The 20,810-nt window shown below is 65.8% G+C and carries 17 protein-coding genes and 1 pseudogene; 12 read left to right on the top strand and 6 right to left on the bottom strand.

What is annotated here, in order from left to right; genetic code table 11:
* Nucleotides 1-216 precede the first annotated feature (216 nt).
* The 3 genes and pseudogenes from G6N46_RS18915 (at nucleotide 217) to G6N46_RS18905 (ending at nucleotide 5,436) form a co-directional block, all read left to right on the top strand.
* Complete coding sequence (locus G6N46_RS18915) at nucleotides 217-2,451, top strand: PecA family PE domain-processing aspartic protease (RefSeq protein WP_138251198.1); 2,235 nt, start codon at nucleotides 217-219, stop codon at nucleotides 2,449-2,451.
* Nucleotides 2,452-2,560: 109 nt separating this feature from the next.
* A complete protein-coding gene (locus tag G6N46_RS18910; RefSeq protein WP_138251199.1) occupies nucleotides 2,561-3,811 on the top strand; it encodes a DUF445 domain-containing protein in 1,251 nt (416 codons plus the stop codon).
* 78 nt (nucleotides 3,812-3,889) lie between these two features.
* Nucleotides 3,890-5,436: pseudogene (locus G6N46_RS18905) on the top strand (IS1182 family transposase).
* A gap of 157 nt (nucleotides 5,437-5,593) precedes the next feature.
* Here G6N46_RS18905 and G6N46_RS18900 read toward each other — a convergent pair.
* Entirely contained in the window at nucleotides 5,594-6,739 is a 1,146-nt protein-coding gene (locus G6N46_RS18900) for a cellulase family glycosylhydrolase (protein ID WP_133426268.1), read from the bottom strand.
* A 92-nt stretch (nucleotides 6,740-6,831) separates the two neighbouring features.
* Nucleotides 6,832-7,416, bottom strand: a complete 585-nt coding sequence (locus tag G6N46_RS18895) for a TetR/AcrR family transcriptional regulator (RefSeq protein ID WP_133426269.1) — start codon at nucleotides 7,414-7,416, stop codon at nucleotides 6,832-6,834.
* Nucleotides 7,417-7,509: 93 nt separating this feature from the next.
* Between G6N46_RS18895 and G6N46_RS18890 the strand changes: the two genes are divergently transcribed.
* Complete coding sequence (locus G6N46_RS18890; protein WP_138251209.1) at nucleotides 7,510-8,649, top strand: acyl-CoA dehydrogenase family protein; 1,140 nt, start codon at nucleotides 7,510-7,512, stop codon at nucleotides 8,647-8,649.
* Between the two features lie 12 nt (nucleotides 8,650-8,661).
* Here the strand turns inward: G6N46_RS18890 and G6N46_RS18885 are convergent, their stop codons facing one another.
* Together G6N46_RS18885 and G6N46_RS18880 are read right to left on the bottom strand one after the other, a co-directional pair.
* Complete coding sequence (locus tag G6N46_RS18885; protein WP_138251211.1) at nucleotides 8,662-9,654, bottom strand: alpha/beta fold hydrolase; 993 nt, start codon at nucleotides 9,652-9,654, stop codon at nucleotides 8,662-8,664.
* 184 nt (nucleotides 9,655-9,838) lie between these two features.
* Entirely contained in the window at nucleotides 9,839-10,603 is a 765-nt protein-coding gene (locus G6N46_RS18880) for an SDR family NAD(P)-dependent oxidoreductase (RefSeq protein ID WP_138251210.1), read from the bottom strand.
* Between the two features lie 25 nt (nucleotides 10,604-10,628).
* Here G6N46_RS18880 and G6N46_RS18875 point away from each other — a divergent pair, with 25 nt between their 5' ends.
* The 3 genes from G6N46_RS18875 (at nucleotide 10,629) to G6N46_RS18865 (ending at nucleotide 12,295) form a co-directional block, all read left to right on the top strand.
* On the top strand, nucleotides 10,629-11,231 hold the full coding sequence (locus G6N46_RS18875) for a TetR/AcrR family transcriptional regulator (protein WP_133426299.1): 603 nt from the start codon (nucleotides 10,629-10,631) through the stop codon (nucleotides 11,229-11,231).
* A gap of 109 nt (nucleotides 11,232-11,340) precedes the next feature.
* Nucleotides 11,341-11,556: a three-helix bundle dimerization domain-containing protein gene (locus tag G6N46_RS18870; RefSeq protein ID WP_133426272.1), complete on the top strand. Its 216-nt coding sequence runs from the start codon at nucleotides 11,341-11,343 to the stop codon at nucleotides 11,554-11,556.
* 277 nt (nucleotides 11,557-11,833) lie between these two features.
* On the top strand, nucleotides 11,834-12,295 hold the full coding sequence (locus tag G6N46_RS18865; protein WP_174814067.1) for a hypothetical protein: 462 nt from the start codon (nucleotides 11,834-11,836) through the stop codon (nucleotides 12,293-12,295).
* Between the two features lie 418 nt (nucleotides 12,296-12,713).
* Here G6N46_RS18865 and G6N46_RS18860 read toward each other — a convergent pair whose 3' ends face one another.
* Nucleotides 12,714-13,511 (bottom strand): L,D-transpeptidase, encoded by a 798-nt coding sequence (locus G6N46_RS18860; protein WP_061003803.1) that lies wholly within the window; start codon nucleotides 13,509-13,511, stop codon nucleotides 12,714-12,716.
* A 215-nt stretch (nucleotides 13,512-13,726) separates the two neighbouring features.
* On the opposite strand from G6N46_RS18860, the gene G6N46_RS18855 reads away from it, so the two are divergent.
* From G6N46_RS18855 to G6N46_RS18835, 5 genes are all read left to right on the top strand, one after another.
* Nucleotides 13,727-15,202, top strand: coding sequence for an APC family permease (locus tag G6N46_RS18855; protein WP_138251212.1), 1,476 nt, complete (start codon nucleotides 13,727-13,729; stop codon nucleotides 15,200-15,202).
* Nucleotides 15,203-15,440: 238 nt separating this feature from the next.
* A complete protein-coding gene (locus tag G6N46_RS18850) occupies nucleotides 15,441-16,847 on the top strand; it encodes a WS/DGAT/MGAT family O-acyltransferase (RefSeq protein ID WP_174814066.1) in 1,407 nt (468 codons plus the stop codon).
* Between the two features lie 142 nt (nucleotides 16,848-16,989).
* Nucleotides 16,990-17,763: a glucose 1-dehydrogenase gene (locus G6N46_RS18845; protein ID WP_138251213.1), complete on the top strand. Its 774-nt coding sequence runs from the start codon at nucleotides 16,990-16,992 to the stop codon at nucleotides 17,761-17,763.
* Between the two features lie 173 nt (nucleotides 17,764-17,936).
* Complete coding sequence (locus G6N46_RS18840; RefSeq protein WP_234880828.1) at nucleotides 17,937-18,971, top strand: alpha/beta hydrolase; 1,035 nt, start codon at nucleotides 17,937-17,939, stop codon at nucleotides 18,969-18,971.
* A 9-nt stretch (nucleotides 18,972-18,980) separates the two neighbouring features.
* Nucleotides 18,981-19,817, top strand: a complete 837-nt coding sequence (locus G6N46_RS18835) for a hypothetical protein (RefSeq protein ID WP_138251214.1) — start codon at nucleotides 18,981-18,983, stop codon at nucleotides 19,815-19,817.
* On the opposite strand, the gene G6N46_RS18830 is transcribed toward G6N46_RS18835, so the two are convergent.
* Nucleotides 19,783-20,802 (bottom strand): amidohydrolase family protein, encoded by a 1,020-nt coding sequence (locus G6N46_RS18830; protein WP_138251215.1) that lies wholly within the window; start codon nucleotides 20,800-20,802, stop codon nucleotides 19,783-19,785. The two genes, G6N46_RS18835 and G6N46_RS18830, sit on opposite strands and share 35 nt — an antisense overlap.
* Nucleotides 20,803-20,810 lie beyond the last annotated feature (8 nt).

Below are 20,810 nucleotides of genomic sequence, written 5' to 3'. Positions count from 1 at the left end.
CCGGTGGCGGATACCGCCAATCGCCCGCCGCAATTTATTGACGATGGAAGCAAATATCTTTGCCAGAACCGCTGCAGCACGCGTCCGCAACTGTTAATTTGCAGTCAGTACTACGGTTCTACGCCTGCCTGCCACCCGGCTGTGGGTTAATGCCGCAGCAATGGTTGATCTGCCGGGGGCTGACGGCCGCGCGGCGTACGTCTGGGAGGACCCAAAATGGCTGGAACACACCGTCGTACCTCTCCCCGGAAACTTCCAGTCAGCGCCTGGCTGGGTACCGGCGTCGCGGCCGTCGGGATGAGCGCGTTCCTCCTCGGCACCGCCGCGGTGGCCAGCGCAACGACGGACGGCTCGGATTCATCCTCTTCGGCGTCGGGCAACTCGGGCGGCGCAGCTCCCGGCCACAAGAAGGCCGACAACGACGGGGCCGGCCAGGGCTCGAAACCGTCAGACAACGCAGGCAGCCCCGCCAAGTCGTCTGCAGATGCAGACAAAGACACGAAGACCTCCCACGAGCCGCACTCGAGCGGCACCGGTACCGACGGCACCGGTAGCAACTCAGCTGACGCGAACTCATCTTCTTCCGACGACTCGGGTCCGAAGACCAAGGCTCCCGCGAGTTCTGTCACTCACTCGAGGCCCACCGCCGCCATCCGCGGAGTCCTCAACAACACGCCGGCCGCCTCGAAGCAGGCAGACGCTGACGCCCCGAAGGCCACCGCGGCAACCAAGCCCGCAACCGCCGCCGCCCCGGCCGCATCCGCGGAAAAGTCGGCGCCGGCCGAGGCACCAGCCGCAGAACCAGAAAAGCCGGCAGCCACGCCGACTTCCTTTGCTGCCGAAACCGCCACCACCGCACCGACAGTCACCACTGCGGCCGCCACCACGACAACGCAGACACCGGCGCTCGCTACGTCTCCGACCGGGACCACGGGCCCGTCCGGAATTCTGTCGCTGCTCGCTACGGCGGAACAGGCCATCGGCTCGGCAGCGCCGAACACCAAGCAGACGCTCAAGTCTGCAAGCGCGGCTACCGGCCAGACGGCCGGTCAGCTCCTCGGCACCACACCGGCGCCCGCCGCCGGCGTCGGCACCCCTGCGCCCGCCGGCGCCATCTCCGTCACGGACGCCGCCGCGGCCGCCTCCTCAAGCCCGAATATCGACACGCTGAAGCTGGCAGTTTCCAGCGCGCAAGCGACGCTGTACGCGGACACCTTTGGTCGGGGCGACTGGCTCGGTGGCTTCGGAACGTTCGGCGCGCAGTTCCAGCTCGCCATCGCGAGCTGGGCCCTCAACACCTACACGGCCAACAACCCGGGCTTCACCTCGTTCTATGCGAACAACGCCAACAACCCGTTCCTCGCCGGATTCGCCGCGGCACTGCTGAACTGGAACAATTCTCTGCCCGGCATGGCGCTGGGCTCGATCAACGCCGCCGAGGGCATGTCGGGGAACACCGACGCCAACGGGATGCTGAATCAAGCGGTCAAGGGCCGGGTGTACCAAACCGCCGCCAATGGTCCGACCTACGGATACCTCCCGCTGGTCATGAAGTACGGCCTTGAGCCGGTCGTCTACGTCTCGATCAACGGCGGCCCGATGGTGCCGGTGCTGGTCGATACGGGCTCGAACGGTCTGGTGATCAGCAGCGACAAGATCGGCGCTGCCGGCCTGGGCAACGCGGTGGACACCGGCATCGGTGCTTACAGCGGCGGGCTGACCTACAACTATTCGACCTACAACACCACCATCGACTTCGGCAACGGCATCATCACGGCGCCGACCGGGGTCAATGTCGTGACCAGTGCCACCCAGGCGACGACGGACTCCAACGGCAACCCCACCACTGTCCCGACCACGCTCGCTCAATACCTCGCCGGCAACGGCGTCGTCGGCGTGCTGGGCATCGGCTCCAACGCAGTCGGCCCTGATACCTTCTCGCCCACCACGGCGCTGCTGGGCGACCTGAACGACGGTGTCTTCATCAACGAGTCCGCCCACGAATTGCAGTTCGGCCCCAATCCGGGAACGCCGAAGTACACGGTGTCGGGATCGCCCAACGTCGTCGGTTCGGTGAGCATCAATGGCGGCCCCCGCACGCCGATCAACCTGCTGATCGATTCCGGCGGCGTCACGGGCACCATCCCGGACACGTACGCCGGGAACAACACGGTGTCCTACTACTACACCGATTCCTCGCACCAGTACGTCACCACAACAGCAAATAGCGATCCGGCCTACGACCTGCTCGCCAACGGCACCCAGGTCACGGTGTACGACAACCTCGGCACACCGCTGTACTCGTACACCATCAACGATGCCAACGCGCCTTTCGTCACCAGCGACGCCACCAACGCACACCTGATGAACTCGGGCGCACAGCCGTTCCTGACCAACCCGATGTACATCAGCTACACCGTCCCTGGCGGAGCGACCATCTTCAACCAGTAGGCTCGCCCAGCAAAATACGCGATCCGCCGTTGCGGATCTGACGCCCCCGTTAGTCTTCTGGCACGTGGTCGCCGGTTAACGTGGTCCAGCCACTCACTGGACACGACTGATGGGAGACAGCCAGGTGGAGAACCTCATGGCCAATGCGTTCGCCTACCCCTGGTGGGTGTACGTCACCATCCCGTTGGGCGCCGCGTTCGTCGGCTGGATCACCAAGATCATGGCCTTGAAGATGATGTTCTACCCGGTTGAGTTCAAGGGCATTCCGCCCTACCTCGGCTGGCAGGGCCAGATTCCCAAGCGCGCACCGAAAATGGCTGCGGTGGCGGTGGATTCGCTGACGTCGGAGATTCTCAAACCCGAGGAGATGTTCGACAAGATCGACCCGAACGAACTGGTCAAGGAACTCGCCGAACCATTACGGCAGACCTCCGCGGAGATGGTCGACACCATCATGATGTCGTTCCAGCCGCAGGTCTGGCGCGCTACTCCGGATCAGCTCAAGGACGTCGTCGTCAAGAACGTCGAGAAGCGCATCCCGGTCGCCATGGCCGCGATGTTCGACAAGCTCCGCGGCCAGGTCGACCAGATCTTCGACATCAAGCACATGGTCGTCACCAACCTCGTGCGCGACAAGGTCACCCTCAACACGGTTTTCCAGGACATCGGCAAGCCCGCGTTCAAGTTCCTCATCATGTCCGGCCTGCTCTTCGGCTTCCTGATCGGCCTGGTCCAGGCCGTGGTGTTCGGCATCACCAACTGGCACTGGTCGCTGCCGCTGTTCGGCCTGCTGACCGGTGGCCTCACGGACTATGTTGCGCTGCAGATGATTTTCCGGCCGTTGGAGCGCAAAAACGTCTTCCTCGGCATCAAGTGGCAGGGCGTGTTCCAGCGCGAACGCAAGCAGGTCGTCGAAGGCTACGCGGCACTCATGGCCCGGGAGATCTTCACGCCCCAGGCGATCATGGAGAGCATGCTCAACGGCCCGTCGTCGGACCGGTTCTTCGACATGATCTCCACCGAGATCAGCGCGACCATCGACAAGCAGATGGGCTTCACCGGCAAAATCATCAAGTCCGTCGGCGGCCGCCAGTACGTGGACATGAAGAAGCAGATCACCGACTCCATCATCGACAAGCTGCCCGAAACATCCACCTACATCGAGGGATACATGCGCGATCGCCTCGATCTCGAGAACGTCATGGTCAGCAAGATGATGGTGCTGGACTCACTGTCGTTCGAGAACCTGCTGCGCCCGGCGTTCAAGGATGACGAATGGATCGTCGTCGTGCTCGGCGCCGCCCTCGGTTTCCTCTTCGGTGAGCTGCAGGCGCAGCTCATCCTGCTGCTGGCGCACTGACGGAGCGCTCTAGGAGTCTGCTGAAAAATCCGCGTGGCGGAAGGCGGGTTGGTCGGTGGTATCTGGGATCCTTGGTGGGTGCAGGGTCGCTCTGATGATCAGCGTGAGTTGTTGGATGCCGAATCGGTGGCCGGGCATCTTCTGAAGCCCGACAGTGTGTTTGCGTTCCTGGCGGCCCATCGCCACGAGTTGTTTCCCGAGGAGATGTTCGCGGATCTGTTTCCGTCGCGGCGGGGCCGGCCCAGTGTGCCGGCCGAGGTGATGGCCTCGGTGATCGTGTTGCAGGCGTTGCATGGGCTCTCGGACAACGAGACCGTGGATGCGGTCACCTTCGATCTGCGGTGGAAAGCCGCGTGCGGGCTGCCGGTCACCGCACCGGCATTTCACTCCACCACCTTGACCTATTGGCGGCGCCGGCTGGCGGCCCGGATCGACCGAACCGGATTTTCGAGGCCGTGCGCACCGTGGTCGCGCAGACCGCGGTGTTGGCAGGCAAGACCCGGCGGGCGCTCGATTCCACGGTCCTCGACGACGCGGTGGCCACCCAGGACACCGTGACCCAGCTGATCGCCGCGATCCGGCGAGTCCGGCGTGAGGTCCCCGGCGCCGCCGAGGTCATCGAAACCCAGTGCACGGCACACAATTACGATGATCCGGGTAAACCAGCGATCGCCTGGAACGACAAGGCTGCCCGTGATCAGCTCATCGATGCCCTGGTCGGCGACGCCCACCGGGTTCTGGGGCATCTGCCCGAACAGGAACTGGGGCCACGCGCCGCCGAAGCGGTGGCGCTGTTGGCGTTGATCGCCGGCCAGGATGTCGAACCGGCTGAGGGTTCTGATGGCACCGACGGGCACTGGCGCATCGCCCACAAGGTCGCCCCGGACCGGGTCGTCTCGACGGTGGATCCTGAGGCCCGGCACGCTCATAAGACGGTGCATCGGCGCCAGGACGGTTTCAAGGCCCACATCGCGATCGAACCCGATACCGGGATCATCACCGACTGCGCGCTGACCAAAGCCAGCGGCCCCGATAACCACGAAGCGGTCGTCGGGCTGGGATTGCTTGCCGATGAGGATGCCCCGGTGCGGGTGCTCGGTGATTCGGCCTACGGCACCGGCGCAGCCCGGGCAGAGTTGGCCGAGCGCAAGCATGTTGCGGTGATCAAACCGCTGCCGTTGCGTGCCGCGGTGCCCGGTGGGTTCACCATCGATGACTTCGCCGTCGACTTCACCGCGCGGACGGTGACCTGCCCCGCCGGCCATACTGTCGGTATCGCGCCTCGTGGTGGTGTGAAGTTCGGAAAATACTGTGGCGCTTGCCCTTTGATGACCAAGTGCACGACGGCCAAACGGGGACGACAGCTGACCGTCTCTGAGCACGAACCGCTGATGCGTGCCGCCCGCCGCCAAGCCCACGACCCCGATTGGCAGGACGAGTACCGCCGGCACCGGCCCATGGTGGAACGCTCCATCGCCTGGCTGGCCCGCGGCAACCGCAAAGTCCGCTACCGCGGAACCCTCAAAAACGACCACTGGCTGCACCACCGCGCCGCCGCATTGAATCTTCGACGGCTGATCGCCCTGGGCCTTGGCCACAACGGCACCACCTGGGCCATCGCCTAACAGCAGGTGACCAACCTCTTGCCACCCCAGGCAACCGATGCCACAGTCGATGGTGGCGGGGTGATCTCGCATCTGTCGACCTCCGGGCCTGACTTCACCCACGCGCCACCGAGCGCTTGAGACGCCCCGCCCCAAACCCCACTAATTCAGCAGACTCCTAGGTCTGGCCGGGTGTTCCGGTCAACTTCCGGACCGTGAGGACCTCGCTGTCGCGGAAGGCCCGCCCGTTGGGGTAGAGCAGATCGCTGAACCAGACCTTCGGCTCCGCAGGGGACGGGTGATCCCACGAATCCCACGGGAAGTAGGTCTGGGTCTTGCCGGCCACGAGTCCCCAGCTGTACGCACCGACGTTGCGCTGCTTGGCAATTGGCAGAATGCCTTCGACGGCGCTGCCCTGGTTGCGGGCGAGGTACTCGGTACAGATGATCGGCCGGCCCAGTGGGGCAAGCTCATCGATCCGGGCCGAGAAGTCGGCCGGCTTGGCGTAGCTGTGGAACGAGATGATGTCCGAGTTGTCCAGCTGGATCGACGCGATGGCGCTGCGCTGCGCGGGGTTGGCCCAACTTCCTTGCCACACACCGCTTGTCAACGGCTGTGTCGGGTCGACGGCGCGTGCCCAGGCGAACACCTGCGGGAGCAGGTCGGCGACGACTTTCATCTTGTCGCTGCGCTCGACCTTGCGATAGACGTCAGCCGGGTTGTCGGGCTCATTCCACAGATCCCAGCCGAGCACGCGGTTGTCGTTGCGGAACAGGTTGATCACGCCGGTGACGTAATTCTGCAGTACGGCACGGTAATTGGGATCGGCGATGCGGTCCGCACCCGGGCTCTGCACCCAACCCGAGTTGTGGACGCCCGGGGTGGGCGCCCGTTGCACGCCGAGTTTGGGGTGCGGGTCCCAGCATGAGTCGAAGAACACGAACAGCGGCTTGATGCCGTTGTTCGCCGCGATGCTGACAAACTGCGTCAACCGCTGCGAGAAGCCGCGCGGGTCCTGGGCCCACAACAGATCGTGCAGGAAGACGCGGACGGTGTTGAACCCGAACCAGCGGGCGGCGCCGAGTTCGGCGTTGATGCGGCCGGGGTCGTAGGTACCGGCCTGGAACATCTCCAGCTGATTGACCGCGGTCGAGGTGATGTAGTTGCCACCGACCAGCCAGCCCTGTCCCTGGTACCAACTGTTGGCCCGTTCGGGAGTCCAGCGCGTCCCGGCCGCGGACGCCGGAGCTGGTCCGGAGAATCCGGCCATGGCAGAGCCGGCCGCCAGCAGCAGCGGCACCTTGAGAGCGGTTCTGCGGTCCACCGCACGAGGCTACTGATCTTGATGGGGTGCGTGGGGCGTGCTTATCGAGTTGCAACAAACACGATGTCGGGTGGTGACGTCAGTCGGCGCGCTCAGGCGTTGATACCGGCGGTGAGGATCGCCGCGAGCTCGCGATATGCGCTGGCATCGTCGAGTCCGGTACTCTCGCGGACCCGGCGCTGCTGGATGCGCACCATCATGGTCGACGCCAGGTCGGCCGCGAAAGACGCGTGGACATTGCGGAATTCGCCGCTCTCGACACCGTCGGCGATCATCTCGTGGACCCGCCGGGCCGCGATCTGGGTGTTCTTCTCGTAGACGCTGCGGGCCGGGGCGAAGGCGTCCAGGTCCACCATGAACTGGTCCGACGCGGCATCGAGCACCGTCCCCACCGCGGACAGATAGGCCGTGATCCGCGCCCGGGCTCCGTCGACTCCGGCCACCAGTTGCTCCACCTCGTCGGTCGCCTGCCGGAAGAACTGCACGGTCGCCGCGCGGACCAACTGCTCCTTGCTGCCGGCCAGCGTGTAAAGCGTCGACTTCGAGCAGCGCAGCCGCCCGGCGATGTCGTCGAGCGTGAGGTGGGCGAATCCCTCGTCGAGGAACAGCGCGATCAGGGCGTCGAACAGCTCGGTGCGGCGGCGGGTGCCGAACGCCGGGGACGTGCGCGTGCTCACATCGGCATAGTACTGCGGCCCTTTACTCAGTACTACTCAAACAGTACTCTGTGAGGTAACTCAGTACTGTCCGACGTATTAGTGGAGTCTCCGGTGCCTGTTGATCGCCTCTTGCCCAACGATGAAGCCCACGCGCTCATCGAGCTCACCCGCGACATCGCGGACAAGGTGCTGGACCCCATCGTCGACCAGCACGAGAAGGACGAGACGTACCCCGACGGGGTGTTCCCCACCCTCGGCGAGGCCGGGCTGCTGAGCCTGCCGTACCCCGAGGAGTGGGGCGGCGGCGGCCAGCCCTACGAGGTGTATCTGCAGGTGCTCGAAGAGCTCGCGGCCCGGTGGGCCTCGGTGGCCATCGCGGTCAGCGTGCACAGCCTGTCGTGCCATCCCCTGATGACGTTCGGCACCGACGACCAGCGGCAGCACTGGCTGCCGGAGATGTTGAGCGGCAACCTTATCGGCGCCTACAGCCTCTCCGAACCGCAAGCCGGTTCCGACGCCGCGGCACTGGCCTGCAAGGCCGTCGCATCCGACGACGGGTACCGGGTCACCGGCTCGAAGGCCTGGATCACGCACGGTGGGCTCGCCGATTTCTACACCCTGTTCGCGCGCACCGGCGAAGGCTCGCAAGGCATCTCGTGCTTCCTGGTGCCCGCCGGCACCGAGGGGCTGTCCTTCGGTGGGCCCGAGGAGAAGATGGGTCTGCACGCAGTGCCCACCACGTCGGCGCACTACGACAACGCGTTCCTGCCTGCCGAGCGCCTCATCGGCACCGAAGGCCAGGGCCTGCCGATCGCGTTCAGCGCGCTCGACGCCGGCCGGCTCGGTGTCGCCGCGGTCGCCGTCGGCCTGGCCCAGTCGGCGCTGGATCAGGCGGTGGCATACGCCCAGGAGCGAACGACGTTCGGCCGCAAGATCATCGATCACCAGGGGCTCGGTTTCCTGCTCGCCGACATGGCCGCCGCAGTCGACTCCGCACGCGCCACGTACCTGGATGCCGCCCGCCGACGCGACGCCGGGTTGCCTTACTCCCGCAATGCCTCGGTCGCCAAACTGGTCGCCACCGACGCTGCCATGAAGGTCACCACCGACGCCGTCCAGGTGTTCGGCGGCGCCGGCTACACCCGCGACTACCGCGTGGAGCGCTTCATGCGCGAGGCCAAGATCATGCAGATCTTCGAGGGCACCAACCAGATTCAGCGCCTCGTCATCAGCCGCAGCCTGGCCAAGTAGCGGGCCGCCGGGCTACATCCGGCTGACGTCGATGATCGCGTTCGCGAACTGCGCGGGCGCTTCCTGCGGCACGTTGTGGCCGATGCCGTCGAGGATGCGGTGCTCGTACGCCCCGGTGTACATCGAGCGATATCCCGCGCCATCCTTCGCGGCACCGTCGAAGTCACTGCCGATGGTGATCGTCGGGACGTGGATCAGCGGCTTGGCCTGCAGCCGTTGTTCGTCAGCCTCGTAACGGTTTTCACCTTCGGCCAGGCTGAGGCGCCACCGGTAGTTGTGGATCACGATGGCGACGTGGTCGGGGTTGTCGAACGCGCCGGCACTCAACCCGTAGGCCGCGTCGGTGAAGTGCCACAGCGGCGAGGCCTTCGACCAGATCAGCCGATTGAACTCCTTGGTGTTCTTCCGGTAGCCGAGTTCTCCACGCGGCGTGGCGAAGTAGTACTGGTACCACCACCCCAGCTCGGCGTCCGGATCCAACGGCTGCAGGTTCGCGGCGCGATTCACGATGATGTACCCGCTGACTGCAACGAGACCGGCAACCCGCTGTGGCCACAGGGCGGCGACGGCATTGCCTGAGCGTCCACCCCAGTCAAAGCCGCCCAGGATCGCCCGCGGGATGTTCAGCGCATCCATGAAAGCCACGACGTCGGCGGCCAGTGCGGACTGCTGACCGTTCCGGACCGTGGTGTCGGAGACGAATCGGGTCGACCCGAAACCACGCAGGTACGGCACGATCACGCGGAAACCCTGATCCGCGAGCAGCGCGGAAACGTCTGCGTAGCTGTGGATGTCGTAGGGCCAGCCGTGCAACAGCACGACGGGCGTGCCGTCCGCCGGCCCCGCTTCGACGTAACCGACATTGAGGTCGCCGGCCCGAATCTGCTTGACCGCGTTCAGGTTGTGCTGCGGGGCGGGCGGCGGTGCCGACTTCTCGGCCGCAGCCGGCTCCGGTGACGAACCGCATGCCGCCAACGACGCGGCGCCGACCGCTGCCGTCGCCATCAAGCCGAACTGCCTTCTGCTGAAGCCGCTCACGGTCCGCCGTTCCTTCCAGAGTGTCTCGATTCGGAGCCCACGATTCACCACCGCGGTGTCTGGCACCCATCTCACCGTCAGATGTGCATCGTGTCCAACGATGGATTTTGATAGGACACATCTGTTTGAGAGATGAGACCTGGCCACGATGTCAGACTGCCGCCCACCCGCCGTCCACGCTGAGGACGACACCGTGAATGTTGGCGGCATCATCGCCGGCCAGGAACGCGACCGCGGCTGCAACCTCTGCCGGCGTGCTCATCCGCCGGGATGGCAGCCGGTCGAGCACCGGCTGGACGTGATCGGCAAACTCCTGTTGCCGCTCTGTCGCGATCGGTCCCGGGGCCACCGCATTGACCCGGACCCCGAACGGGCCGTACTCGTCGGCCCAGGAGGTGGTGAGCGAATGGATCGCCGCCTTGTTGGAGTTGTAGATCGCCGAGCCGGCGGCGCCACGCAGTCCCGTGATCGATCCGATGTTCACGACGGCTCCGCCGCCGTTGCGCACCATGGCCGGGGCGATGATCCCGGTCAGCAGGAACGGCGCGAAGACGTTGACCTCGAAGGCCTCCCGCAGCAGTTCGGGGGCGACATCGGCGGTCGGCGTCGGCATCAGCAGAGTGGCGGCATTGTTCACCAGGATGTCCAGCCGTCCGCCTGCCGCTTCGGTGGCGCGTTCGGCAAAAGCGCGGATCGTACCGTCGCCGCCCGAGAGATCGGCCGCGACGAACGACGCCTCGCCACCGGCCGCGCGGATTGCCGACACCACCTCTGCGCCACGATCAGGGTTCCGTCCACTCACCACAACGTGTGCGCCTTCGTCGGCGAGCCGGCGGGCGATGGCAGTGCCGAGACCTCCCGTCGAACCCGTGACAAGTGCTGTGCGGCCGGACAAACGCGTATCTTCTGGACTCATGAGTCCACATGCTGCACCGGGCAAAATGGACCCGCAAGTCCAAAAACTGACTACCAAGGGGCAGGCCACCCGCGCCCGGATCATCGACGGCGCCGCGGCCGAGATCCGGGAGCGTGGTGTCGCGCTGACCACCATCGAAGACGTGATGGCGCGGACCCGGACTTCGAAAAGCCAGATTTTCCACTACTTTCCGCGCGGGAAAGAGCAGTTGCTGCTCGCTGTTGCAACGCTGGAATCACAGCGCGTGCTCGACGACCAGCAGCCCCATCTCAGCGAGCTCACCTCGTGGGCGGCCTGGCAGCGCTGGCGGGACGTCGTGGTCGAACGCTATCGCCGACAAGGCCAGAACTGCCCGATCGCGGTGCTGATGTCCGAGATCGGCCGCACGAGCACCGGCGCACAGGCCGTCACGGCCGAACTGATCGACTCCTGGCGGGGCGCCATCGCTGACGGCATCGTGGCGATGCAGCAGCAGGACAAGATTGCCCGCACCGTCGACGCCGAGCGGGCGGCTGCCGCACTGCTGGCCGGCATCCAGGGCGGTGTCGGCATCATGCTCGCGACCGGCGACCTCACGTATCTCGAGGCGGCCCTGGACGAGGGCATCGGCGCGCTGCGGCAGCGTTAACCGCCGGGCGTGCACCGTCGGCTCACACGGCACCCGCAATTGTTAGTTCGCCTACAGGTCACCCCATCTGCGTTGACAGCCGTCAAGGCCGCCGAGAAGGATCGACGGCATGGCCGCCAAGACCGAAGAGCAGGTATTCAACGAAATCGAGACCCGCCTCACGGCCAAGTTTGCGGACCTGTCCCCAGCTCGTGTGACCACCGTCATCGACGGCGCTCGGCAGCAGTTCGCCGACAGCACGATTCGCGACTTCGTCCCGCTCCTCGTCGAACGTCGCGCCGAGGAAGAACTCGCACGACAGCTGGCCGACAACTCCGCGACCTAGCCCGACCCACTCGGCCTCGCCGAGTTTGCCAGCCTCACAACGGGTTCCGCCATCAACCCGTTACCTGCCGAGACCTCTCTGTGAGGACTTTGAGGCTATTGAAACGATGCGGTCACGGTCGCGGCTCAGTCCCATGTCGAGCCCGCATCCGATTGAAAACATGTCTTGAACCCGCCTCCCGCGGTGCCCTACGGTTCAGCTGCGCAAATTTTCGGCGCTGTAATTTAAGGGCACGTTCAAGGAGACGCCGGTGATGATCAGCTTTGGTCGAATCGCTGTGAAAATAGTTGCCAGCGCCGGGGTGTGCGCGACGGCCGTGGCCGTGTGCCCGACCGCAGCTGCAGTCCCACTCAAGACCGGCGGGTACGCGTGCGACGCCGGCGCCGTAGCGCCTGCAGCCGGGGCGCCTGCCGCCGCGGCAGCTGCCGCGCCCTGCGCCGCCCCCGCCGTCGAATCCTCGGGCATCGTTGGCCCCCTGGCGGCCGCTCCGGTCGTCCCGGCGGCAGTCCCACCGGTTCCCGCGGTCGTCCCGCCCGTCCCGGCAGCGGTGCCGCCGGTCGTGCCGCCGATCCCCGCCGGGTTGCCGATCGGTGCGCCCATCCCGATCGCCGCGGCCCCCGCCGCGATCCCGATGGACATGGGTGGCGTCGCCGACGGCAAGGAGGCCCGGACTCTGCGGCCCGTCGACGCCGGCGGCCCGACCCCCAACCTGCCGACCCAGCCCGGTCCGCAGAACTGAACTACCCAGCCGCACAATCGCTTTGACTGAAGCACCCGAGCCCACGCGGCTCGGGTGCTTCAGGCGTTGTGGCCATGTGGTGTTGTGGCCGTTGGCCATTGGCCCTGCGCTGAGGGCTTATTCGTGCGAGTAGCGGACGCCCAGGCCGCAGGATCAACGCGTGCTCCCGTTGACCCTGCGCTGCGGGCGCACTTCTGCGAGTAGCGGACGCCCTAGACGCAGACTCAACAGACCGCAGCACCCAACCCACGTTGACCCTGCACGCAGGGCGCACTTCTGCGAGTAGCGAACGCCCAGGCCGCAGACTCAACTGCGGACCCACGTTCACCCTGCGCTCAGGGCGTACTCCTGCGAGTAGCGAACGCCCAGGCCGCAGAGTCAACGCGGCACACTACGACGAATTACATTGCAGCGCAGTCTAAGGCTCGACGATGACCGGGTCGCCGACGTTGACGGTGTTGTAGTACCACTCGGCTCCGGCGGGCGCCAAGCCGATACAACCGTGGCTGACGTTCTCGAAACCCATCGATTCGACGGCCCAGGGCGCCGAATGGACGAACAGTCCGCGTCGGCTGATCCGGACCGCGAACTCGACCTCCGTCATGTACCCATCCGGATGATCGACGGGGATGCCGACACTACTCGAATCCATAAGCACATTGCGGTCTTTCGCCAACACGGTGTACTTGCCGATCGGCGTCTCATACTCCGGCCGACCCATGGTCGCGAGCAGCACGCCCGACTCACCGAGGTGCGGAAGGTGGTGTGGCGCCGGCATGTCCGGCGAGGTCTGGCCGTCGATCGTGACGGTGAAGGTGTGGTCGGCGACGTGAGCTGTCCCGATGACGGCGGGCCCGGTGGTAACGGCCATCGGCTGGCCGGCGACGGTCAGCTTGATGGTGCTGTGCGCGGGCCAGAATCCGTCCGGAACCCATTGCACCACTTTGTTATCCAGCCATTCGTACTTGCCCGACATCGCGGGTGTCGACGTCACGTCCAGGGCCATCTCCGCGGCCGCACGGTTGGTGATCGGCCGCTTGAACGTCACGACGATCGGATGCGCGACGCCGACCGGCACTCCCTGCGTCGGCTGCGTCGACTCGATGATCGAACCCAACGGCAGGCGAATGCCCGCCGTCTCGATACCGAGCGCGCCACCAGTGGTGGTCGTGGCGACCACAACCACGGCAAGGACACCGTGCACTAACACCCGCATATATCCGACCCCTTTGTCGCTGGCCGCATGGTTGAACACCGTCATGGTATGGGGCGTGAAACGCCGAAATCCGTACGGCGCGTCAATATTTCGGTCAAAGATTCGTCACGGATTGGCCACCCAACATCACGGCGCCGACCAAGATGCCCAATCGCCGACATCGACCATTGACGTACGCGACAATTACCGGTAAATGGGCACAGAAGGGCCGGGCCATGACAACAGACCGCGTTGCACTTCCGGACACCGCCGATGACGAGTGCGTCGACTCCGGCTACGCGCCCGAACTGAAGCGGACCCTCGGCGGCTTTCAGGTCTTCGCGGTCTCGTTCGCCTTCATCTCGGTGGCGGTGGGGATCTTCGGCACCTACGACGACCTGCTGCAGACCTCGGGTCCCGTCGGCATCTGGCTGTGGATCGTCGCGGCGGTCGGGCAGACGCTTGTCGCTCTCGTCGTCGCGCAGTTCGCAGCCCGTATCGCACTCAGCGGGTCGTCGTACCAGTGGGCATCGCGGCTGGCCAACCCGAAGGTGGGCTGGCTCTTCGGCTGGCTGACGTTCTGGTATCTCGCAATCGCCGCGGTGGCCGTCGACAACGCCCTGGCCAGTCAGGCGCTGATGCCGTTGCTGGGCATCAGCGACAACGAGGACACCGCACGCCTGATCACCATCGCGGTGCTGATCGTCCAGGCAGCTCTGGTCATCGCCTCGACCCGGCTCCTCGGCCTGATCACCTCTGGCGCAGTCGGTTTGGAGCTGGGCATCGTCCTGATCCTGGTGCTCGTGCTCGGGATCGTCATGGCGGTCACGGGCAGTGGCCACGTCGACAACCTGACCAGTCGCGGCATCACCGCCGGCGCCGGTGACTACTACGCCGTCGGCGGCGGGCTCATGGCCGGCATGATCATGGGCCTCACCACGCTGGTCGGGTTCGACTCGGCGGCGAACCTGGCGGAGGAAGCAAAAGATCCGTTCCGCAGCGTCCCGCGCGCCATCGTGGCGTCTGTCGTCGCGGCTGGCGCCGCTGGCCTGGTGTTCCTGATCGCGCTCACCGTCGCGATCAAGGACGTCAGCACCGTCAGCCACAGCGGCTCCCCGGTCGCCCTCGTCATCCGGGAACAGCTGGGTCCTGTCGCCGAGCGAATCCTGTTGGCGGGCATCGTGTTGGCCATGTTCGGCGCCGGCCTGGTGGTGATGGCCGCGTGTTCGCGGCAGGTATTCGCCATGGCCCGCGACGCCCGCTTCCCCGCGCACCGCGTGATGCGAAAGGTCAATCCACGCACTCAAACTCCCGTGCCGGCAACACTATTGATCCTCGCGGTCGGTGTGGTGCTGATGGCGACGCTGCGCGGCGCCGCGCTGATCCAGCTGATCATCGCGTCGACGATCCTGCCCGCGCTGATCTACGGCGCGATCGTCGTGCTCTACCTCGCCGTTCGGAGACGATTGGAGCACAAGGAGGGTGGCTTCAGCCTGGGCCGCTTCGAACTGCCTGTCGCCGGTGTCGCATTGGTGTGGGTAGCCGTGGCGATCTTCGTGCTCGTGACGCCCACGACGGCACGGGTACCCAGCCTGATCGTGCTCGGTCTCATCGCCGTAGGGGTCGGGTACTTCGTGAAGATGTTGATCTTGAATCGCGAAGTACTCGACACGGAGCCCGGCATCGATGAATTCGCCGCGGCGCCGAAGTAATTGCACACAGAATATATTTTCCGAGCAACGGAATTGCCGGTACACAACGTTGCGACAATTGTCCGAAAAATGAAACAGCTAACCGAGTGCACTTGGTAGCGGGATTCCGAATAGTGGGAGAACCGCTGATAGGCCGCGAATTTCGATCTCGCTGACTGGGAAGTAGCAATTGCCGAAACCGCAACCGTGGATACGTTATTGCCGCCACAAATCCGTGGTCCACGAGGGGAGTATTGCGGTGAAGCGCTTGTCCGGCATGGATGCCATGTTCTTGTCCATGGAGGGCACTGAATGGCCACAGCACACGCTGGGGTTGATGATCCTGGATCCCAGTGACGCACCGGGATTCGACTTCGAGCATCTGCGTGATCACCTCGACCGCCGGCTGCCCTATCTGCCGTCGTTCCGCCGTCGTATCCAAGAAGTGCCGCTCGGCCTGGACCGTCCGGTGTGGGTCGACGATCCAGCGTTCAAGCTGGATTACCACATTCACCGTGCGGCACTGCCCGCTCCCGGTGGCGAGAAAGAACTGGCCGACGTCGTCGGCGAAATCCTGGCCCGCCAGCTCAACCGCAACCAGCCCCTGTGGGAAAGCTGGTTCGTCGAGGGCCTGGAAGGCGGCCGCATCGCCTTCATCGCCAAGACGCACCACTCGATCGTCGACGGTGTTTCCGGCGCCGGACTGTCGTCCGTGCTGTGCGATGTCACGCCCGACGCCAGAGGCCCCCTCGTCGAGCTGCCCGACGAAGGCGAACAGCCGCGCCACTCGAGCCTCGAGCTGTTCGCCAAAGGCACGCTCTCGGCCGCGACCACGCCACCGAAAGTCGTTCAGTACCTTGGCCAGACGGTCCGCAACGCGGTGACCACCATCAGCCACCTGCGGCGCGACGACCCGCCGCCACGCCCCATGAGCGCTCCCAAGACCAGCTTCAACGGCGCACTCAGCTCACACCGCAGCTTCGCGTACACGTCGCTGCCGATGGCGCACATCAAGCACGTCAAGAACGGTCTCGGTGTCAAGGTCAACGACGTGATCCTGAGCGTCGTGGCGGGCGCGCTGCGCACCTACCTGACCAAGCGCGACGCGCTGCCGGAGACGCCGGTGCTGGCGACCGTGCCGATGTCCACCCGCGACGCGGGCGACGAGACCCCGGGTAACCACGTGCACACCATGATCGCCTCCATGTGCACCGATGTGGCGGATCCGGTCGAGCGCCTGTCGGCCATCCACAACGGCATGAACAGCGCCAAGGCGCTGGCCGAGGACCTGCAGGCCGGCCAGTCCATCGGCCTGACCGACTTCGCGCCGCCGGTACTGCTGAACCTCATGTTCAAGGGTTTCCGCGCCGCCAAACTCGAGGACAAACTGCCGCTGGCCAGCAACCTCATCGTCTCGAACGTCCCCGGCCCGCCGATCCAGCTGTACATGGCCGGCGCCAAGATCGAGCACATCGTGCCCGTCGGTCCGCTGACCGTCGGCATGGGCATCAACGTCACCGTCTTCAGCTACGGCGGCAACGTCGACGTCGGCATCCAGGCCGATCCGGACCTCGTCGAGGACCCGTGGGAGATCCTCGACGGCGCCAAGGCCGAACTCGACCGGCTCCTCGCCGCATCCGGCTGGGCCGAACCCGCATCCACGTAGCCTGCCGCCACGAAAGCCGGTACCGCAGTCCCACCGGGTGGGAGTTCTCCCGGCAGCGCCGAAAAGGTGTGATTGCCTGCATACACGGGCAGATCCAGCTGGTGGGTCCATGCTCTGACGACATCGAAAGGAAGTTGCTGCGATGGCAGATTCGGATAGCTTGTCGGACGTGGTGGCACTTGTCACCGGAGGCTCACGCGGTCTCGGCGCGTCGATGGCACGGCACATCGTGGCCGGGGGCGGCAAGGTCGTCATCGCCGACGTCCTCGACGATGAGGGCAAGCAGCTGGCAGCCGAACTCGGCGACGCGGCCCGCTACACGCACCTCGACGTGACGGACCGCGCGCAGTGGGATGCGGCCGTCGCACTGACGGTCGCAGAGTTCGGCAAGATCACCGGCCTGGTCAACAACGCCGGTATCTCCACCGGCCAGTTCATCGAGCACGAACCGCTCGAGCACTTCCGCACGGTGCTCGACGTCAACCTGGTGGGCGTCTTCAACGGCATCCAGGCCGTCATCGCGCCGATGCGCGCGGCCGGCGGTGGCTCCATCGTCAACATCTCCTCGGCCGCCGGCCTGATGGGTCTGGCCCTGACCGCCGGCTACGGCGCCTCCAAGTGGGCCGTCCGCGGCCTGAGCAAGATCGCCGCCGTCGAGCTCGGTACCGACCGCATCCGGGTGAACTCCGTGCACCCCGGCATGACCTACACGCCAATGACGGCACAGGTCGGCATCCAGCAGGGCGAGGGCAACTACCCCAACACCCCGATGGGTCGCGTCGGCGAGGCCGACGAGATCGCCGGAGCGGTGACCTACCTGCTCTCGCGCGCCGCCTCGTACGTCACCGGCGCCGAGATCGCGGTCGACGGCGGCTGGACCACCGGGCCGACCGTCAAATATGTTATGGGTCAATAGCTTTCGGCTACTGACCACGTTCCCGTCCACACCGGCTCCCGCGAGCCGATGTGGACGGGACACCTACACAACTGCATACCAAGGAGACAACGATGTCTGCCCCTTTGAGGAACCATGAGCTTCCTGAGCCGCCCCCGGTGAGCCGTCCCGAAAACATGGACGCGGCCCAACGTATGGTCGTGGCGCCCCACATTGCCATCGACGAAGCCGTGCTCGCCGTCATGCGCCTGCGCCCGCCGAAGCTGCCCGCAGCAGCCGCACCCGAGCACCTGGCCGCCGATCTGGACAAAGCCGCCACCATGTTCAAGAGGCGAGGCTGGATCTCCAAACCAGCCAAATACCACCGCACTCCCCCGAAACTGAACGACGCCGACGTCCTGCAGTGGAGCACTCACAACGGGCCGCTGCGGCACGAGTCGATGTCCTTCGCGTCGGAATTCGACGCCCGGTCGTTCGAGCCGGGTGCGGACCGGTGGCCCGGCAACGGCCGCAACGACACCGTCACCGTCCGGCTGCTACGCCGCCCCGACTCATCGGCACCATGGGTCGTCGCCCTGCACGGTTTCGGGATGGGGTCGTCGCGCTTCGACCTGAACGTGCTGTGGGCCAACCATCTGCACCACAAGCTCGGATACAATGTGGCGCTGCCGATTTCGCCGTTGCACGGCCCGCGGCGCGACCCCGCCGATGGACAACTGCTGTCGCTCGATCTCACCTCGATGCTGCACGGCATCACGCAGGCGGTGTGGGATGTCCGCCGGTTGGTGAGCTGGATTCGCAGCACCACCGATGCCCCCGTGGGGCTGTACGGCGTCTCGCTCGGTGGGTACCTGTCCACCGTGCTCGCCGGCCTGGAACGGTTCGACGCGGTGGCCGCGGCGCTGCCGTTCGCCGATCCGCTGGCGCTGCTGACGCACCACGACCCGCCCGATGAGTACCGGGACGTGATCGCCTCCGACGACGCGCGAACCGTCTTCCAGGTCGTGTCCCCGTTGGCGCTGCCCACGGTCGTCGCACCGCGGGACCGGACGCTGTTCATCGCGAAGGCGGACCGGCTCATTCCGCGGGAACAGTCTGAGGCCCTTGCTGATTCGTGGCATGCCGAACATGTGCGATGGGTCAACGCCGGACATGTCGGGTTCACCTGGACCCGCGCGGCCCGCGGAATACTCGGACGTCGGTTCCGGGAGTCCCTGGGCGCCGCGTAGGGATTGATCATGGCGAACTCCGGACCGTTCCCGTCCTGGGACTCGTTCCCGAACTGGGACGCGCTGTCGTCGTTCTGGGCGTCGGCCGCGGGCAGCGCACTCACCAGCGGTCCGGCGGGCGCCTACACGTCCCTGTTCGACACGTTGCGCAAGCAGGTCATCGGCCGCCGGATGACCGTCAAGCTCAAGTCCGGCGAGATGACGCTGACGGTGACGGCGCTCGACGCCGACCTCGACGTGCGAACCCTCTCGGTCGGCCAGCTCAACACCGTCGCGATCTCGGCGTCCGATATCGTCTGGAACGGTTGGCAATTCGACAAGGCGACCGCCGTCCTGCACAACACACACATCAAACCGAGCAACACCCCGGTGCTCGTCGCCGCACCTCTGGAACTGACCATCGAGATGTCCACCAGGTCGCTCGACAAGATGATCGACCGGGCCTCGTCATTGCCGGGCCGCGCCTCGCCACGCCTGCTCGGCCGGATCGACGCCGGTGGCGTCGCGCAAATCCGTTGGGCCAGAAGGCCAGACCTCGGCCACCTCGAGGTCGACGCAACCATCGACGGGTCCACGCTGTTGGTGAAGCCGCGGCTGCTTGCACTGCGCCGGGCCCGGTGGCATCTGCCGAACCGCCTGCCCGCCTATCGGATTCAGCTTCCGAAGCTGCCTCGCGAGCTCACGCCGACAGCCGTCGACTTCAGTCCAGAGACGCTGCGATTGACCGGACGGATGCCCGAATGGCGGGTCGCGGTACCTCGCCGCCGCATCGAAGAGGCCATCGACCAGCTCAACCAGGTGAGCAGGTCTGTCAATCTGAGCTGGCTGGCGCGTCCGCGGGACTGATCCCCGCACCCCCGATCCTCGGAATGCGATCCCCGAAGAGCCGCAGCGCATTCCCATAACCGATCTGGCGGCGGTCCGCCTCGTCCATCGGGTACGACGCCAGGAAATTCGCCCCGTCGACGTTGTCGTCCATGGGGTAGTCCACCGAGAACATGACCCGGTCGGCGCCCATTACCGCCAACGTGCACGCCATGGCCGGCGGCGAGAAGTTGCCGCTCGTCGTGAAATGGAAGTTTTCCCGCAGATATTCCGACGGCAGCTTCTGCAGCCGGCCGCCCGATCCGCCCAGTCCGTAGTACCTGTCGGTGCGAAAAGCCGTGAATGGCAGCATCTCTCCGAGGTGGCCGAGGATCATCTGCAGGTTCGGATGTCGGTCGAAAAGGCCCGAGTAGATCAGCCGCAGCGCGTGCGTGCCCGCCTCGACGGCGAAACCCCACGACGCTAGGTGCAGGCCTTGGTCGACATACGGCGCGAACCAGGCCGCCATCACCGCCGGGTGCGGGGTGGTCGGGTGCAGGTAAAGCGGCACACCGAGTGTCTCGGCGGTGGCGAACAACGGCTCATAGGCGGGGTCGTCCAGATAGCGGCCATGAGTGTGGCCGTTGATGAGCGCGCCCACCAGACCGAGATCAACGACAGCCCGGTGCAATTCGGTCGCCGCGGCGTCCGGGTCCTGTGTGGCCAGTGTGGCGAAGCCTCCGAACCGGTCGGGGAACCGGCGCACCGTCTCGGCGAGATCGTCGTTGGCGCGGCACGCGTAGTCGACGGCGACCGCGGCATCGTCGTACTCCTGCACACCGGGATCGAAGAGGGACAGTATCTGGAAGTCGATGCCGGCGGCATCCATCTGTTCCAGCCGAAGCGGCCCGCGGTCGTAGAGCCGGTCGAAACCCGTGCGATTGTTGGACTCCAGCCACGTCGCGACCACGTTGCCGTCACTCGCCGGGTGCCACGCGTAATGCTCTTCCAGCGCGATCAGATGCATAGGCCGAG

It is taken from the genome of Mycolicibacterium phocaicum (genome assembly GCF_010731115.1).
Classification (GTDB): domain Bacteria; phylum Actinomycetota; class Actinomycetes; order Mycobacteriales; family Mycobacteriaceae; genus Mycobacterium; species Mycobacterium phocaicum.
Note: the sequence above shows the minus strand (reverse complement) of the source record. Positions and strands in the feature narration are given on the sequence as shown.